This window comes from Lentzea alba (genome assembly GCF_047445655.1).
Lineage (GTDB): Bacteria > Actinomycetota > Actinomycetes > Mycobacteriales > Pseudonocardiaceae > Lentzea > Lentzea alba_A.
On the sequence record NZ_JAJAEG010000030.1, the window covers coordinates 107,645 to 123,650 of the forward strand.

The 16,006-nt window shown below is 68.4% G+C and carries 15 protein-coding genes and 1 riboswitch; of the genes, 11 read left to right on the top strand and 4 right to left on the bottom strand.

What is annotated here, in order from left to right:
* Positions 1-9: 9 nt before the first annotated feature.
* Genes LFM09_RS38510 through LFM09_RS38525 form a run of 4 tightly spaced genes read left to right on the top strand, consistent with a single transcriptional unit; the run spans position 10 to position 2,327 of the window.
* The gene (locus LFM09_RS38510) at positions 10-663 is read left to right on the top strand and encodes a cell division protein SepF (RefSeq protein ID WP_414101558.1); all 654 of its coding nucleotides are present in this window, start codon (positions 10-12) and stop codon (positions 661-663) included.
* Positions 664-681: 18 nt separating this feature from the next.
* Positions 682-957, top strand: coding sequence for a YggT family protein (locus LFM09_RS38515; RefSeq protein ID WP_414101574.1), 276 nt, complete (start codon positions 682-684; stop codon positions 955-957).
* Positions 958-1,004: 47 nt separating this feature from the next.
* Positions 1,005-1,820 (top strand): DivIVA domain-containing protein, encoded by an 816-nt coding sequence (locus LFM09_RS38520; protein WP_414101559.1) that lies wholly within the window; start codon positions 1,005-1,007, stop codon positions 1,818-1,820.
* Positions 1,821-1,835: 15 nt separating this feature from the next.
* Positions 1,836-2,327, top strand: coding sequence for a hypothetical protein (locus LFM09_RS38525; protein WP_414101560.1), 492 nt, complete (start codon positions 1,836-1,838; stop codon positions 2,325-2,327).
* Positions 2,328-2,408: 81 nt separating this feature from the next.
* Here LFM09_RS38525 and LFM09_RS38530 read toward each other — a convergent pair whose 3' ends face one another.
* Both LFM09_RS38530 and LFM09_RS38535 read right to left on the bottom strand, forming a co-directional pair.
* Positions 2,409-3,575, bottom strand: coding sequence for a BTAD domain-containing putative transcriptional regulator (locus LFM09_RS38530; protein ID WP_414101561.1), 1,167 nt, complete (start codon positions 3,573-3,575; stop codon positions 2,409-2,411).
* Positions 3,576-3,730: 155 nt separating this feature from the next.
* Positions 3,731-4,075: a DoxX family protein gene (locus LFM09_RS38535; protein ID WP_414101562.1), complete on the bottom strand. Its 345-nt coding sequence runs from the start codon at positions 4,073-4,075 to the stop codon at positions 3,731-3,733.
* Between the two features lie 265 nt (positions 4,076-4,340).
* Between LFM09_RS38535 and ileS the strand changes: the two genes are divergently transcribed.
* Both ileS and LFM09_RS38545 read left to right on the top strand, forming a co-directional pair.
* Positions 4,341-7,445, top strand: a complete 3,105-nt coding sequence (gene ileS, locus LFM09_RS38540) for an isoleucine--tRNA ligase (RefSeq protein WP_414101563.1) — start codon at positions 4,341-4,343, stop codon at positions 7,443-7,445.
* A gap of 220 nt (positions 7,446-7,665) precedes the next feature.
* Positions 7,666-8,565: a hypothetical protein gene (locus LFM09_RS38545; RefSeq protein WP_414101564.1), complete on the top strand. Its 900-nt coding sequence runs from the start codon at positions 7,666-7,668 to the stop codon at positions 8,563-8,565.
* Here LFM09_RS38545 and LFM09_RS38550 read toward each other — a convergent pair.
* Positions 8,546-9,007 (bottom strand): SRPBCC family protein, encoded by a 462-nt coding sequence (locus LFM09_RS38550; protein ID WP_414101565.1) that lies wholly within the window; start codon positions 9,005-9,007, stop codon positions 8,546-8,548. The genes LFM09_RS38545 and LFM09_RS38550 overlap by 20 nt on opposite strands.
* A gap of 62 nt (positions 9,008-9,069) precedes the next feature.
* On the opposite strand from LFM09_RS38550, the gene LFM09_RS38555 reads away from it, so the two are divergent.
* The gene (locus LFM09_RS38555; RefSeq protein ID WP_414101566.1) at positions 9,070-9,630 is read left to right on the top strand and encodes a TetR/AcrR family transcriptional regulator; all 561 of its coding nucleotides are present in this window, start codon (positions 9,070-9,072) and stop codon (positions 9,628-9,630) included.
* Here LFM09_RS38555 and LFM09_RS38560 read toward each other — a convergent pair.
* A complete protein-coding gene (locus LFM09_RS38560) occupies positions 9,603-10,535 on the bottom strand; it encodes a M28 family metallopeptidase (RefSeq protein WP_414101567.1) in 933 nt (310 codons plus the stop codon). The genes LFM09_RS38555 and LFM09_RS38560 overlap by 28 nt on opposite strands.
* Before the next feature lie 139 nt (positions 10,536-10,674).
* On the opposite strand from LFM09_RS38560, the gene LFM09_RS38565 reads away from it, so the two are divergent.
* From LFM09_RS38565 to LFM09_RS38580, 4 genes are all read left to right on the top strand, one after another.
* Entirely contained in the window at positions 10,675-12,153 is a 1,479-nt protein-coding gene (locus tag LFM09_RS38565; protein WP_414101568.1) for a potassium/proton antiporter, read from the top strand.
* 73 nt (positions 12,154-12,226) lie between these two features.
* Positions 12,227-12,341: riboswitch (SAM riboswitch) on the top strand.
* A 37-nt stretch (positions 12,342-12,378) separates the two neighbouring features.
* A complete protein-coding gene (locus LFM09_RS38570; protein WP_414101569.1) occupies positions 12,379-13,710 on the top strand; it encodes an aminotransferase class V-fold PLP-dependent enzyme in 1,332 nt (443 codons plus the stop codon).
* 23 nt (positions 13,711-13,733) lie between these two features.
* Positions 13,734-14,621: a signal peptidase II gene (gene lspA, locus LFM09_RS38575; protein ID WP_414101570.1), complete on the top strand. Its 888-nt coding sequence runs from the start codon at positions 13,734-13,736 to the stop codon at positions 14,619-14,621.
* Positions 14,622-14,741: 120 nt separating this feature from the next.
* Entirely contained in the window at positions 14,742-15,626 is an 885-nt protein-coding gene (locus LFM09_RS38580; RefSeq protein WP_414101575.1) for an RluA family pseudouridine synthase, read from the top strand.
* Positions 15,627-16,006 lie beyond the last annotated feature (380 nt).

Sequence of the window (16,006 nt, forward strand, 5' to 3'; positions counted from 1 at the left end):
GGGCTTGGGATGAGCGCTTTGCACAAGCTGAAGGCCTACTTCGGGATGGTCCCCGCCGAGTACGCAGACGACCCCGGCTACGACGACGACCGCGGTCGCTACGGCGACTACCGGTCCGAGTACGCGGCCGAGGCCGACGACTACGACCCCTACCCGCGGCGCAACCGCGTGTTCACGCCGGGCCGGTCGGAGCTTCCGGGCTCCGGGTACCGGACCGAAATCGACGAGTCGGACGACTACGAGCCGGAGCCGCGGCGCGGGGGCAGCCCCTCGAGCACGCGACGCTGGAGCGCCGATGCACCCGTGCACGGAGCACTCGCCGTCGAGCCGCAGCGCGAGCCCGTGAGCAGGCTGCGTCCGGTCGCCGAGCCGGCAGGCAACCCGTTGGCGCGCATCACCACGCTTCACCCCCGTACCTACAGCGAGGCGCGCACGATCGGGGAGCACTACCGCGACGGCACTCCGGTGATCTTGAACTTGACCGACATGGACGACGCGGACGCCAAGCGTCTCGTCGACTTCTCGGCCGGTCTCGCGTTCGCTCTGCGCGGGTCGATGGACAAGATCACCAGCAGGGTGTTCCTTCTCTCACCGCCGAACGTTGACGTGACGGCGGAGGACCGCAGGAAGCTGGCGGAGGGTGGGTTCGGGAACCACGGTTAGAGTTGACCCGTGGACCCGATCCGTCTCGTCATCTTCTACGTCCTCTTCGCGTTCTCCCTGTTCCTGACCGCGCGTGTTGTGGTCGAACTGGTGCGGAGCTTCGCGAGGGAGTGGCGCCCCGCGGGCGGCGTAGCCGTGACGCTTGAGACCGTATACACCGTGACCGACCCACCGGTCCGCGCGCTGCGTCGGGTGATCCCGACTGTGCGGATCGGGGGCGTCGGGCTGGACCTATCGATTATTGTGCTGTGGCTGCTCGTTATCATTTTGATGCAAGTTGCAGATCCCAGGTGACGGGGAACCGGGGATGACCGCAGCCCAGGAGTGCGAGAGGTGATCCGATGCCGTTGACCCCCGCTGACGTGCACAACGTTGCATTCAGCAAGCCGCCGATTGGCAAGCGGGGCTACAACGAGGACGAGGTGGACGCGTTCCTCGACCTGGTTGAGGGCGAGTTGGCCCGCTTGATCGAGGAGAACAACGACCTCCGTCAGCAGGTCGAGCAGCTCGACCAGCAGCTCGAGACCGCGCGTGCCGACCTCGACGACGCCCGTGTGAAGGCTTCGTCCGGCCCCGTGACGAGCCGTATGCCGGTGGAGGAGCCGCGCCGTCTGGCGCCGGTCCCGCCGCCGACCGTGATGGAGCAGACGTCCCCCGGCGGTGGCGGTGACCACCACGTGCAGGCCGCGAAGGTCCTGGGTCTTGCCCAGGAGATGGCGGACCGGCTGACCGGTGAGGCCAAGGCCGAGGCGGACGGGATGCTGTCCGAGGCGCGCACGAAGTCGGAGCAGTTGCTCTCCGAGGCGCGTGCCAAGGCCGACACGATGGTCAACGAGGCGCGCACGCGTGCCGAGACCATGCTGAACGACGCGCGTACGCGCTCCGAGACGCTCGAGCGGCAGGCCCGTGAGAAGGCCACCGCGCTCGACCGCGACGCGCAGCGCAAGCACGCCGAGGTGATGGGCAACATCACCCAGGAGAAGAACACGCTCGAGAAGCAGATCGACAAGCTGCAGACCTTCGAGCGCGAGTACCGCACGCGACTGAAGACGATGCTCGAGTCGTCCCTGCGCGACCTCCAGGACCGCGGCCCGGCCGCTCCGTCCGAGGGTCGTTCCCAGGGCTACTCCTTCGGCGCACGCGCCGAAGCGGGCTGAACTACTGTTCATTAGGTGCTCTTCGTAGTTCTACTTCTGGTGCTGGCTGCCCTCGGGTTGCTCGTGCCTGCGCTGACCACGTCCAACACGATCTGGGCGTGGTCGTCCGTGGGCGCGAGCGTGCTCGCCGCCCTGGTCCTTGCTTGGGACTGGTGGCGACGGCGTCCGGGGGACCCCGCAGCCGTCGCGCAGAGTGTAGATCAACAGGCTGTAGCTGATGATCAACGGGTAGTGGCTTCGGCTGAAGCCGACACACCGCCCGCTGACGAAGAACCACCGGAAGAGGACACCGACGCGGCAGACCTGCTCGTCGTGGCCGATCTGGTGGACGAGGTTCGGGTGCTGGACGAGCGGCCCCGGTACCACCTGAGCTCGTGCTCCTGGCTCGCCGGGAGGCCCACGCTGGGCCTCCCGGTGCAGGAGGCACGGCAACTCCAGTTCACACCCTGTGCGGTGTGCCGGCCCGACGCGACGCTGGTTCGCCGGAGCCGGACCGAGTCGAAGTGACCGAGATGTCGACGTGATCGAGATCCGGCCGGGCGAGGTCTACGAGGACTGGTCGACGGCTGACACCTCATCAGCGTTCCTCTAGCCCGCTGTCAGCACCACCGGGCGAGCGCCGTGAGCGGTCACGAGGCCGGGTAGGCGTTCCCGGCTCGTCACGAGCACCCGGCAGCCCGAGGTTCCCGGCAGCAGCGGCACGACCTGAGCGGTGTCCGCCGCGTTGTCCAGCACGATCAGCATTCGCCGGCCCGCCAGCAACGTGCGGTAGAGCGCTGTCTGCGCGTGCGGCTCCGGTGGGATGCCGTCCGGACCAGTCCCGAGCGCGGCGATGAACGAGCGGACGACCTCTGCGGGGTCGGTGCCGTCCAGATCGGCGAACAGCTGGCCGTCCGGGTAGTCCGGCGCGTGGTCGTGTGCCCACTGCAGGGCGAGCCACGTCTTGCCGGTGCCCGTGGGCCCGGTGATCGTGACGATCGGCCCGTCCACGTCCAGTGCCGTCAACTCGGCCGACCTGCCCGTGAAGCCGCTGGGAGCAGCGGGCAGCCGGTGTGGGCTCCGCTGCGGACGCTGGACCAGCGACGCGTGCAGGTCGCGCAGGGCCGGGCCGGGGTCGAGGCCCAGTTCGTCCGCCAGCCGGTGCTGGAGCCGGGCGTAGTGGGCGAGTGCGTCGGGGCGGCGGTCGGCGCCGATCAGGGCCCGCATGAGCTGGCCCGCCAGGCGTTCGTCGAGCGGGCGGGCGTTGGCGCGCGCGGTCAGTTCGGCGACCAGGGCTCGGTGTTCGCCCGCAGCCAGCCGGGCGTCGGTGTGGTCCAGTTCGGCGGCGGTGATCTCGCCGGCCAGCGTTTCGCGCAGACCGGCGAACCACGCGCCTTGCAGGCCCTCGAACGGTTCGCCGCGCACGAGTGACATCGCCTCGCCGGGCAGACCGGCGGACACGAGAGAGCGGAACCTGTGCAGGTCGATCACGGCAGGGTCGGCCTCCAACACGTAACCGCCGGAGCGGCGCGCGATCGGGAGGCCGTCGAGGGCGGACCGCAGCCGGGACACGTAGCTGTAGAGGGCGGACTTGGCCTGCCGCGGTGGCGCCTCGCCCCACACCCTGGTGAGCAGCTTCTCGACGTTGACGACCTGGTTCACGTCGACCAGCAGCACCGCCAGCACGCTGAGCTGGCGGGCGTGCCCCACGTCGACGCGCTCGGTGCCGCGCCGGACCTCGGGCGTGCCGAGGAGCCGGAAGCCGAGTTCCCCCATGCGCCGATCATCCGGTGGGCGTTCGAGGTTTGTCCAAGGATTGTCAGGACTACTGCGTCATGAGACGTGTGTCTGCATTGATCACAGGTTTGCTGGCCGTGGGGCCGCGCTGGCGGGGAGCCGCCGCGAGTCCTTCCCGGACTCGCGGCGGTTTCTCAGCGGTCCAGGAACAGCAGGGTGATCAGCAACGCCAGCAGCACCAGGTCCACGACGACGCCGGTGTGCTTCGAGTCGAACCTCAACCGGGTGATCGTGGCGCCGACCATCAGCAGCCCGAGCCCGACGGTGGCCGCGTGCGCCAGCCACTCCCAGGTGAACAGGCCGACGACCAGGCCCGCCGCGCCCGCCCACTCGAGCGCGCCGATGGTCCGCCAGAGCGTCGCGCTCATGCGGAAGTGGTCGCGGGCCTCGATCGACTTCTTCGCGCCCAGGACCTTGCCCGCGCCCGTGGCCACGAAGAGCAGGGCCAGCACGATCGACAACGCGATGGTCAACGTCATGGCGGCGAGCATACGGTTTGCGGGCACCCGTACCCTGTAGCTACAGGCACCGATCCGGCCATCACCGGGGAGCCTCCGGAAGAACGGGTTCAGCGAACCTCAGTAGAACCGGACGGGACCGGCCCGTCACAGCCGAAGAACGAGAGGCTCGCCCCGCTGTGTTCGTCAAGCAGAGGGGCGTGCAAGCGGGGTGGTACCGCGGCCTGCCGAGCAAGATCGGCGTGTCGTCCTCGCGTGTCCTACGTGACCGCGAGGAGCAGCGAAGATGGCCTACCCCAGGGCCGGACAGAACGAGGTCCCGGCGCAGCCGTCCTTTCCGAACCTCGAGCAGGACGTGCTCGGGTACTGGAAGGACGACGAGACCTTCCAGGCGAGCATCGACCGCAACCCGGCGGGTGACAACGGCGCGAACGAGTTCGTCTTCTACGACGGCCCGCCCTTCGCGAACGGTCTGCCGCACTACGGGCACCTGCTGACCGGCTACGTCAAGGACGTCGTGCCGCGCTACATGACCATGCGCGGCAAGCACGTCGAGCGCCGGTTCGGCTGGGACACGCACGGCATGCCGGCCGAGTACGAGGCCGAGAAGCAGCTGGGCATCACGCACAAGAACGAGATCGACGAGCTCGGCATCGAGAAGTTCAACGAGGCGTGCCGCACGTCCGTGCTGCAGTACACGGACCAGTGGCGCGACTACGTGACGCGGCAGGCTCGTTGGGTCGACTTCGACAACGACTACAAGACGCTCGACCTCGACTACATGGAAAGCGTCATGTGGGCGTTCAAGGCCTTGTGGGACAAGGGCTTGATCTACGAGGGCTTCCGCGTGCTCTGGTACTGCTGGCGTTGCGAGACGCCGCTGTCCAACACCGAGACCAAGATGGACGACGCCTACCGCGACCGGCAGGACCCGGCCGTCACGGTGGCGTTGCGCCTGGAGTCCGGCGAGAAGGCGCTGGTCTGGACGACCACGCCGTGGACGCTGCCGAGCAACCTCGCCGCCGCCGTGCACCCGGACGTCGACTACGTGACCGTGGTCGGTTCCGACGGCGACAAGTACCTGCTCGCCGAGGCCCGTGTCGCGGCGTACGCGCGTGAGCTGGGCGAAGAGCCCGAGGTCGTGGCGCGCTACAAGGGTTCGGACCTGCTCGGCAAGAAGTACCTGCCGCCGTTCGACTTCTTCGTGGGCCGTGAGAACGCGCACCAGGTGCTGGCCGCGGACTACGTGACCACCGACGACGGCACGGGCATCGTCCACATCGCACCGGCGTTCGGTGAGGACGACAAGGTCGTGACGGACGCGGCGGGCATCGAGGTCGTCGTGCCGGTCGGGTCGGACGGCAAGTTCACCGCCGAGGTGGCGCCGTACGCGGGTGTGCACGTGTTCGAGGCGAACAAGCTGATCATCCGCGACCTCAAGGAAGCGGGTCTGCTGCTGCGGCACGAGACCTACGACCACCCGTACCCGCACTGCTGGCGGTGCAACAACCCGCTGATCCAGCGCGCGCTGTCGGCGTGGTTCGTCGCGGTCTCGCAGTTCAAGGACCGGATGGTCGAGCTCAACCAGCAGATCAACTGGGTGCCGGCGCACATCAAGGACGGCCAGTTCGGCAAGTGGCTGGAGAACGCGCGCGACTGGAACATCTCGCGCAACCGGTACTGGGGTTCGCCGCTGCCCGTGTGGGTCTCGGACAACCCCGAGTTCCCGCGCACGGACGTGTACGGGTCGCTGGACGAGCTGGAGCGCGACTTCGGCGTGCGGCCGGACAACCTGCACCGGCCGTTCATCGACGACCTCGTCCGCGCGAACCCGGACGACCCGAGCGGCAAGTCGATGATGCGCCGCATCCCGGACGTGCTCGACTGCTGGTTCGAGTCGGGTTCGATGTCGTTCGCGCAGGTGCACTACCCGTTCGAGAACGCGGAGTGGTTCGAGAACCACTACCCCGGCGACTTCATCGTCGAGTACAACGGCCAGACGCGCGGCTGGTTCTACACCATGCACGTGCTGGCGACGGCGCTGTTCGACCGGCCCGCGTTCAGCAACTGCATGGCGCACGGCATCGTGCTCGGTGACGACGGCCAGAAGATGTCCAAGTCGCTGAAGAACTACCCGGACGTCAACGAGGTCTTCGACCGCGACGGCTCGGACGCGATGAGGTGGTTCCTCATGGCGTCGCCGATCCTGCGCGGCGGCGACCTGGTGGTGACCGAGCGCGGCATCAGGGACGCGGTGCGCCAGGCGGTGCTGCCGTTGTGGAACTCCTGGTACTTCCTCGCGTTGTACGCCAACGCTTCCGGTCGCGAGGGCACGTGGCGCGCGGACTCCAAGCACGTGCTGGACCGGTACGCGCTGGCGAAGACGCACGACCTGGTGCGCGATGTCCAGGCGGCGATGGACGTCTACGACATCTCCGGTGCGTGCCAGCTGGTGCGCGAGTACCTGGAGGTGCTCACGAACTGGTACGTGCGGCGGTCGCGGCAGCGGTTCTGGGACGGCGAGCAGGACGCGATCGACACCCTGCACACCGTGCTTGAGGTCGTCACGCGCGTGGCGGCGCCGCTGCTGCCGTACACGTCCGAGGTCGTGTGGCGCGGTCTGACCGGTGGGCGTTCGGTGCACCTGACGGACTACCCCGCTGTCGCTGACCTTCCCGCGGACGACGCGCTGGTGGCGGCGATGGACGAGGTGCGCGACGTGTGCTCGACGGCGCTGTCGCTGCGCAAGGCGAACAAGCTGCGCGTGCGGCTCCCGTTGGCGCGCTTGACGGTCGCGTCGCCGGTGGCTTCGTCGCTGGAGGACTTCGCGGAGATCGTGCGCGACGAGGTCAACGTCAAGGAGGTGTCGCTGTCCACGGACGTCGACGCCTACGGGCAGTTCCAGCTCGTCGTGAACGCGCGTGCCGCCGGGCCGCGGCTCGGGCCGAACGTGCAGAAGGTCATCAAGGCCGTGAAGGCGGGCGACTGGTCCGAAGTGGACGGTCGAGTGGTCGCCGCCGGTGTCGAGCTGTTCGAGGGTGAGTACGAACAGCGGTTGGTGGCAACGGATCCGGCTGCCACGGCGGCTCTGCCGGGCGGTGCGGGTGTTGTCGTGCTCGACACGGTCGTGACGCCGGAGCTGGAGGCCGAGGGGCTGGCACGTGACCTGGTGCGCGTGGTGCAGCAGGCGCGCAAGGACGCTCAGCTCGACGTGTCCGACCGGATCACGCTGACGTTGGAGCTTCCGGACGAGGTTCGGTCGGCTGTTGAGCCGCACCTGGAGTTCGTGCAGGCGGAGACGCTGACCTCGTCGGTGGTGTTCGGTTCGGGCGCTGCGGAGGGCACCGTCGGTGACGGGCTGAAGGTCAAGGTCGCCGTCGCGCGGGTGTGATCTCGGTTTGAGAGGGGCCGTTGTCTGCGGACAGCGGCCCCTCTCTGCGTGGAACGTTTCGCGATCTTCGTGGAATTCGCGGACAACCTTTCGATGCGCGACGGCGTGTACTGCGCGGGCGCCTAGCAGCCCTGTCCACGCGCGCCGCGCGTGATCCGGTGATCGAAAGGGTTTTGAACAGATGAAGCCTGGGGGATGGCGTCTGACTGCAGGTGCCACGATGCTCGCCGCAGCCGCCGCGGTGGTTCCGGCCACCGCGCACGCCGAGGCGGCCTGCACGTGGACCACGACGGAGCTGCAGGTTCCGGCTGGAGTTCACGTGTCGAGCTTGAGCGGCGACGGTGCCGGCACGCTCGCCACCAGCCGCTGGTACGACAAGGTCCAGGCGGTGTGGCAGCAGGACGTGCCGCGGACCGTGACCTTCCCGCAGAGCCGGGTGGTCAACGGCGTCGACAGTGCCGGGGCCGTGATCTCGTCCACCTCGTCGGCGGCGTGGCGCGGTGACCAGAGCCTGGAGCCGTTGCCCGGCAAGACGAAGGTGTTCGCATCGGCCATGAACGCGGGCGGCGACGTGCTGGGCACCTCTGGCAGCTCGCTCGCGGTGTGGCCGGCCGGTTCGGCTGTCCCGCAGTTGCTCACCGGCACGAACAACGGCTGGTGGTGGACCGCGCGCGGGCTCGACAACGACGGCAACGCCATCGCCAACGTCATCGCGCCCGCCAGCAAGGAGACCGGTTACGTGTGGGACCGGCAGGGTGTCCGCGCTGAGCTCCAGCCGGTGCCCGGCGACTGGGACGTCGTGCCGTCGGTGATCCACGGCGGCCGGATCTTCGGGTACTCGATGCCGGACAACGACTTCTCGAACGCGCACTTCGTCGAGTGGAACCTGCAGGGCCAGATCGTGCGCACGCACGAGTCCGAGATCTGGGGCGCCAACGCCGCCGGTGACCTGCTGACGGTGCGCCAGCAGGCGCCGGAGGACTGGCGGCACGGCGTGCTGCGGACGGACGGCCGGTTCGAGGCGTTCGCGGCGGAGTTCTACCCGTGGTCGTTCACCGAGAGCGGCGACGTCTACGGCACGCTCAACGGTGACCGCGTGGTCAAGCTGCGCTGCGCGTGACCTGAGCCCGGCGCGTGAAGGCCTTGCGCACCAGCCGCACGTACCACGACCAATGGGCCGGGGACTTCGGTTCCCGGCCCGCCGCGCGCTCGAAGTTGTCGAAGAGGTCCTCCAGGCACGCGTCGTGCAGCCAGCGGATGACCAGCGCCCACCGCACCCGGTTGCCCAGGGTGAAGTCGCCGATCAGCTCGTGCCGCACGACGGTGCCCGAGGCCGACAGGGTGTGCGTGCCGTCGCCGTCGCTGAACGCGAAGGTGATCGACTCGCCGGGGGTGAACGCCGTGCAGTGGTAGCGGATCGGGCCGTGCCCGCCGTCCGCGCCCACGCCCAGCGGGCGGTCGAACTCCTGCTTGCCCCAGGCGGGCGGCCAGAGCTCCTGAATCCGCTCGATGAACGGGCCCGCAGGCACGCCGAGGTCTCGGGTGTGGATGTTCTTGATCATGGAACTCCCCTTCCATACGCTGCCGTATGTTCCTGAAACGTACGGTAGCGTATGGAAGCGTGGTGCGGCGGAATCGTGACGACTGGACTGAGATAGCGCTGAGAGCGTTGGCAGAAGGCGGGCTCAACGCCGTGGCGATCGAACCGCTGGCGGCCAGGGCCGGCGCCACGAAGGGCAGTGTCTACCACCACTTCCCGAACCGGGAAGCGCTGCTCAGGGCCACCGTCGAACGGTGGGAGCGGGAGCACACCGAGAAGGTCATCGAGCTGGTCGAGGCGGAGAAGTCACCGCACGACAAGCTCAGGACGCTGTTCGCGACGGTGCTCGACCGCACCCGCGAGGGCTCGGTGGAGATGGCGTTGCAGGCGGGCGCCGAGAACGACGTGATCGCGCCGGTCCTCCAGCGCGTCACGCGGAAGCGTGTGGACTACCTGACCGAGCTGTTCGAGCAGCTCGGGTTCGACGGCGAGCACGCGAGGAAGCGGGCGCTGATCGCGTTCAGCCTCTACCTGGGCCAGGTGCAGATGTGGGCGACCGTGCCCGGCCTCGTCGAGCCGGTGCTCGACGAGGCCGTGCAGGTGCTCACTCAAGGAACTCAGACCGCCGTCGCCCACAACGCGTAGGCGATCACGTCCGCGTTGCGGTCGAGCGCCGTGGCGTTGACGTTGGACGTGGTGTCGCAGGAGCGGTGGTAGCAGCGGTCGTAGGCCTGGCCGGCCGTGCCGCCCCACTTCTGCGCCTGGGCCGAGGTCTTGATGCCCTCGGCGCCGGTGAAGGTGCCGCCGATCGGGATGCCCGCGCGGGCGAACGCCGCGTGGTCGGAGCGGCCGCCGACGCTGGTCAGCTCGGTCTGGACGCCGAACGACGTGAAGCCCGCCTGGAGCCGCTGCTGCAGCGCCGCGGAGCCGGAGGGCTGGCCGGAGGCGCTGTAGACGAAGTAGCCGGGGTTCGGCGAGCCGGTCATGTCGAAGTTCAGGTACGCCTTGATCTTCGACCGGTCTGCGCTCGGCAGCTGGTTCACGTAGTAGGTCGAGCCGATCAGGCCGCGCTCCTCAGCGCCCCACCAGCCGAAGCGGATGCGTTTGGTCGGCTGGAAGTTCGTGGCCGCCACCTGGAGGGCGACCTCCAGGATCGACGCGGAGCCCGTGCCGTTGTCGTTGATTCCGGGGCCCGCGGTGACGCTGTCGAGGTGGCCGCCGACCATCACGACGTTGTTCGCGTCGCCGACCGGCCATTCCGCCGTCAGGTTGTAGCCGGTCGCACCGCCGTAGCTGAACGACTGCACAGCCGTCCGGTAGCCCGCCGCGTCGAGCTTGCTCTTCACCCAGTTCACCGAGGCCAGGTACCCCGGACGCCCGTGGGCGCGGTTGCCGCCGTTCGCCGTGGCGATCGACTGGAACTGGTTCAGGTGCGCCCGGACGTTCGCGACGTTGATGTTCGGTGCCGCCAGTGCGGTGGGCGCTGCTGCTTGCGCTGTGGTCGTTCCGGCCACCATCAAGGCAGCCGCCAGCGCGATCAGGATCCTCATGGTTCAACTCCGTGCAGGGTAGGGATTGAGCCACTGATCAACATGCTCCACTGTGCATGAGCCCGGTAGATGCGAACGGCTGGTTGTTCCGTCGCGTCGGATTCGTCCATTTCGGTGGTGATCAATCAGAATGGTCCAGGTGGGTGACGTCACTGTCGTGCTGGGCATCGGTGCCGCCGTTCTGCTGATCTCCGTGATCGCGGTGCGCGTGTCGATCCGGCTCGGGCTGCCCTCGTTGCTGCTGTACCTCGGCATCGGCGTGGTCCTCGGCGAGTCCGTGCTCGGCATCCGGTTCGACGACGCGGACCTCACCCAGTCGCTCGGCATCGCGGCCCTCGTGCTGATCCTGAGCGAGGGCGGGCTCACGACCCGTTGGCACGCCGTGAGGTCCTCGCTGTGGTTAGGCGTGGCACTGTCCACAGTGGCCGTTGTCGTGAGCGTCGCGATCACCGGCACGGCGCTGCACTACCTGCTGGGCCTCGACTGGCGGATGGCGTTGCTCTGGGGCGCGGTGCTGTCGTCCACGGACGCGGCGGCGGTCTTCAGCGTGCTGCGTTCGTTGGGCGTGGGACCGCGGCTCACGGGCGCGCTGGAGCTGGAGTCGGGCCTCAACGACGCGCCCGTCTACATCGCCGTCGTGCTGCTGGCGTCCGCGGATGAGATCACCTGGACGGCCCCACTTCTGGTGCTCTACGAACTGGCCGCGGGCGCGCTCATCGGCATCGCGCTGGGGTTCCTCGGCGGAGCGGGGCTGAGACGCGCGGCGCTGCCCGCCACCGGTCTGTACCCGCTGGCCACGGTGGCGGTCTGCGTGATGGCGTACACGGCGGGCGACCTCCTGCACGCGTCCGGATTCCTCGCCACCTACGTCGCCGCTCTGGTGCTCGGCAACGCGCGTCTGCCGCACCGCGCGGACACGCTGTCGTTCGCCGAGGGGCTTGGCTGGCTCGCCCAGATCGGGCTGTTCGTCTTACTCGGCCTCTACGCCTCCCCGTCGCGGCTGCTCGACGTGCTGTTCCCCGCGCTGATCGCGGGTGTGGTGCTCACGTTCGTGGCGCGGCCGTTGTCGGTGGTGCTGGCCTCGTTGCCGTTCAAGGTGCCGTGGCGGGAGCAGGCGTTCCTCTCCTGGTCGGGGCTGCGCGGTGCGGTGCCGATCGTGTTCGCGCTGATCCCGTTGATCCAGGGCGTGGAAGGGGCGCGTGAACTGGTCGACGCGGTGTTCGTGCTGGTCATCGTGCTGACGGTGGTGCAGGGCACGACGCTGCCGTTCCTCGCCAAGCGGCTCGGGCTGGTACGCGCCGGCGAGCCGCAGGAGGTGCAGGTCGACTCCTCGCCGCTCGACGAGCTCGGCGCCGAGCTGCTGCAGGTGCACATCCAGCGCGGGTCGAAGCTGCACGGCGTCTACATGACCGAACTCCGGCTGCCGAACGGCGCCACCGTGAGTCTCGTGGTGCGCGGCGCAAAGAGTTTCACGCCACAGCCGACCACCCGGCTGCAGACCGGCGACCAGTTGCTCATCGTGACCACCGAGGAGGCGCGCGACGCTGCTGAGCGGCGCGTTCGTGCCGTGGACCGGGCAGGTCGCTACGCCAGGTGGAAGGGCGAGACCGGCGAATAGTCGGTCTCCGAGGCTTCTCACGATGTGATCGGGTGTCGACGCGCACCGTGACCCTCCGCTAACGTCTTCGGCAGGTCATGAGAGCCAGCGTCAAGCCCAAGCTTGCTGGCCGGCAACCCTCCAACCGCGGTGGGGTGCCCTTGGTGAGGACCTGGTCCGGCGCGTGGGGCGCCGGTCAAGCGCGGGCCTTCGCGAAACGGGGCCCCTGGCCTCGGAGGCAGCTCGATGACGCTCGCGATCACCCCGGACACCACCGTTTCGGTTCCCGCTGTCGTCGGCGCCGACCTGCGAGTCCCGCTCGTCACCGGTGAGCGCGTGACGTATGCGAACCTCGATCACGCGGCTTCTGCGCCCTGCCTGCAGGAGGTCCGGGACGCCGTCGACGAGCTGCTGCCCTGGTACGCCAGCGTGCACCGCGGCGCCGGCTTCGCCTCCCAGGTCTCCACCCGCGTCTACGAGCAGGCCCGCGACCGCATCCGCAAGTTCGTCGGGGCGCACTCCTCCGACACCGTCGTCTTCACCCGCAACACCACCGATTCGCTGAACCTGTTGGCGCGCAGCGTTCCTCGCGGCACCGCCGTCGTGTTGTTCGACAGCGAGCACCACGCCGCCCTGCTGCCGTGGCGCGGCCCGAACGTTCAGCGCATCCCCTCGCCTTCCTCGTCCGGCGCTGCGGTTGCCGCGCTGGACCGGGCCTTGGCCGCCGCCCCGGTCGGCCCTCGGCTCGTGATCGTCACCGGGGCGTCCAACGTCACGGGTGAGCTGTGGCCGGTCGCGGAGCTGGCTCGGGTGGCCCGCTCGCACGGCGCGCGGATCGCTCTCGATGCCGCGCAGCTCGCGCCGCACCGCCAGATCAACGTGCGTGAGCTGGGTGTGGACTACGTCGCGTTCTCCGGCCACAAGATCTACGCGCCGTTCGGTGCCGGTGTGCTGGTCGGCCGCGCGGACTGGCTGCAGCAGGCCCAGCCGTACCTGGTCGGCGGCGGTGCGACGGCCAAGGTGACCGACCACGGCGACCGGCTGGGCGTGGCGTGGTCCGCGGTGCCGGAGCGGCACGAGGCCGGCAGCCCGAACGTCGTCGGCGTGCACGCGCTGGCCTCCGCCTGCGAGATCCTGTCGCGGCACTGGGAGCAGACCGTTGCGCACGAGCAGGAGCTGTTGGCGCGGCTGTCTGACGGCCTGCGCACGGTCCCGGGCTTTCGCGAGCTGTCGATCCTGACCGACGCCGACAAGGTCGGTGTCGTGAGCTTCACGATCTCCGGTTTCGACGCGGGCTTCCTCGCAGCGGCTCTGTCGGCCGAGTACGGCATCGGTGTGCGCGACGGTGCGTTCTGCGCCCACGTGATCGTCGGCCGGCTCGTCAAGCAGGCCGGATCGCACGAGGAGCGGGCCGTGCGCGCGTCGATCGGCCTGGGTACGACGGCTGAGCACGTGGACCGTTTGGTCGCGGCGTTGCGCACGCTGGTGACCGAGGGTCCGAAGTGGACCTACACGCAGCGCGACGGTCGTTGGGTGCCCGAGGACGACAGCCGAACCCTGCCGCCGTTCCTCGCGTAGTTCTCTTCGTGGACAATGACGTGGTGAGTGACGAGTCCAAGGCCGCCCAGAAGGCTGCTGAGCCTCCTGCTTCCGAGCAGGTCAGCAAGCCTGCGCCGGTCGGGGAACCGGACGCTGCCACCGAGGACACGGACTGGGCGGATCGGGCCTCGGACGAGGTCGCGGGTATCGCTCCGGTTGCCGATAAGAGCGTGACCGAGAAGGGCGTGACCGAGAAGGGCGTGGCCGAGAAGAGCGAGGCCGAGAAGAGCGCTGTCGACAAGAGCGCTTCGGAGGAGCAGGCCAAGCCTGAGGTCAAGGACGAGTCTGCCGTTGCCGTCGACTCGGACGACGTCGTCGAGCCCGAGTTCTCGATCACGGGTTCGCTGCCCGAACCGAAGATCAAGATCCTGGCGGTGCTGGCCGGGGTCGTGCTGGCCCTGGACGTGCTCACGAAGGTCCTGTCCGTGGCGTTCCTGGAGGACGCCGAGCCGATCCAGCTGTTCGGCGGCGTGCTGTACCTGACGTTCGTCCGCAACCCCGGCGCCGCGTTCGGCATGGCCGAGGGCATGACGTGGATCCTGGCGCTCATCGCGCTGGGCGTGGTCGGGTTCATCCTCTGGATCTCGCGCAACCTCCGCTCCCAGCCGTGGGCCGTCGGCCTGGGCCTGGTCCTGGGCGGTGCCGTCGGCAACCTGGTCGATCGGTTGTTCCGCGAGCCGGGCCCGATGCGCGGCCACGTGGTGGACTTCCTGTCGCTCTTCGACCCGTTCGGCCGCGTGTGGCCGGTGTTCAACGTCGCCGACATGGCGATCGTCTGCGGCGGCGCGACGATCGTGGTGCTGGCGCTGCGGCAGCACGACTACGACGGGACGGTCAACCGAGAGGCCAAGACGCCCGCTGAGCCGAGCGGGCTGCAGGAACCGCAGTAGCGGTTCCCGGTGGGTCTGGCCGCGTCTGTAGCCTGACCCGGTTGCTGGTGAACAAAGAAAGTCGAGGCCCCGCGCGTGAGCGGATACCGAACGCTGCCGATTCCCGACGGGCTGGACGGCATGCGCGTTGACGCTGGCCTCGCGAAGTTGCTCGGGCTGTCCCGGACCACTGTCGCCGCCATCGCCGATGGGGGTGAGGTGCTGGTCGACGGGCGGGTTGTGGGGAAGTCCGATCGGCTCGTGGGTGGGGCGATGCTGGAGATCACCCTGCCTGCTCCGCCTCAGCCTGTGACCGTGCAGGCGATTCCGGTGCCCGGGTTGATCGTCATTCATGAGGACGACGACATCATCGTGGTGGACAAGCCTGTTGGGGTGGCTGTTCATCCTTCGCCAGGGTGGACCGGGCCCACCGTTGTGGGTGGGTTGGCTGCCGCTGGGCATCGGATTGCTACTTCTGGGGCTGCTGAGCGTCAGGGTGTTGTGCATCGGTTGGATGTCGGCACCACTGGCGTGATGGTTGTTGCCAAGTCTGAGTCTGCTTATTCTGCGTTGAAGCACGCGTTTAAAGAGCGGACTGTTGACAAGGTTTATCATGCTGTGGTGCAGGGGCATCCCGATCCCATCAAGGGGACTATTGATGCTCCTATTGATCGGCATCCTCGGCATGACTACAAGTTTGCGGTTATGAACTCTGGGAAGCCGTCTGTTACTCATTATGAGGTTATGGAGGCTTTTCGGGCTGCTTCGTTTGTCGAGGTTCATCTGGAGACCGGGCGTACTCACCAGATTCGGGTGCACTTTTCGGCGTTGCATCATCCCTGTGTTGGGGATTTGACGTACGGGGCGGATCCCACGTTGGCCAAGAGGCTTGGGGTTTCGCGGCAGTGGCTGCATGCTCGGCAGCTCGGGTTCCATCATCCTGGGTCTGGGGAGTGGGTTGCCTACACGTCGGAGTACCCGGAGGATTTGGCTGCTGCGTTGGAGCGGTTGCGGGAAGAGGGCTGAGGGGCTGACGCGCGCCGGTTTCGGCGCCGTCTCCCTGTTTCGTTGGCGGGTTCCTGTTTGTTGTTCGTAGGTGGGCGCGTTGCTTAGTTATCTGGCGGTTGCTTTCTGGGGCGCCGCCCCAGACCCCGCCAATCTGATCAAAGACCGGCCAGCGCCACACGCGGGTTGATGGCACGCCTGTTGCTCAGGGCGGCTTGCTGTTGCGTAGGTGCTTGCGGTGGTGGGGGTGGTCTCGTGACGGGACCACCCCACCCGGCCCGTGTGGAAAAGACGGCTCGGCTTCGCCATCGCATAAGGGCGGCAGGCGACAGAGCGGCTCGGCTTCGCCATCGCGTGGCTCGGCTAATGAGTGCTGAGCCGGTCGTCTGGCAGGCTCGGCC

Coding starts and splice junctions, on each gene's coding strand:
- LFM09_RS38510 (WP_414101558.1), top strand. CDS start 10: ATGAGCGCTTTGCACAAGCTGAAGGCCTACTTCGGGATGGTCCCCGCC.
- ileS (WP_414101563.1), top strand. CDS start 4,341: ATGGCCTACCCCAGGGCCGGACAGAACGAGGTCCCGGCGCAGCCGTCC.
- LFM09_RS38570 (WP_414101569.1), top strand. CDS start 12,379: ATGACGCTCGCGATCACCCCGGACACCACCGTTTCGGTTCCCGCTGTC.
- LFM09_RS38545 (WP_414101564.1), top strand. CDS start 7,666: ATGCTCGCCGCAGCCGCCGCGGTGGTTCCGGCCACCGCGCACGCCGAG.
- LFM09_RS38520 (WP_414101559.1), top strand. CDS start 1,005: ATGCCGTTGACCCCCGCTGACGTGCACAACGTTGCATTCAGCAAGCCG.
- LFM09_RS38550 (WP_414101565.1), bottom strand. CDS start 9,007: ATGATCAAGAACATCCACACCCGAGACCTCGGCGTGCCTGCGGGCCCG.
- LFM09_RS38530 (WP_414101561.1), bottom strand. CDS start 3,575: ATGGGGGAACTCGGCTTCCGGCTCCTCGGCACGCCCGAGGTCCGGCGC.
- LFM09_RS38580 (WP_414101575.1), top strand. CDS start 14,742: ATGCGCGTTGACGCTGGCCTCGCGAAGTTGCTCGGGCTGTCCCGGACC.
- LFM09_RS38535 (WP_414101562.1), bottom strand. CDS start 4,075: ATGACGTTGACCATCGCGTTGTCGATCGTGCTGGCCCTGCTCTTCGTG.
- LFM09_RS38560 (WP_414101567.1), bottom strand. CDS start 10,535: ATGAGGATCCTGATCGCGCTGGCGGCTGCCTTGATGGTGGCCGGAACG.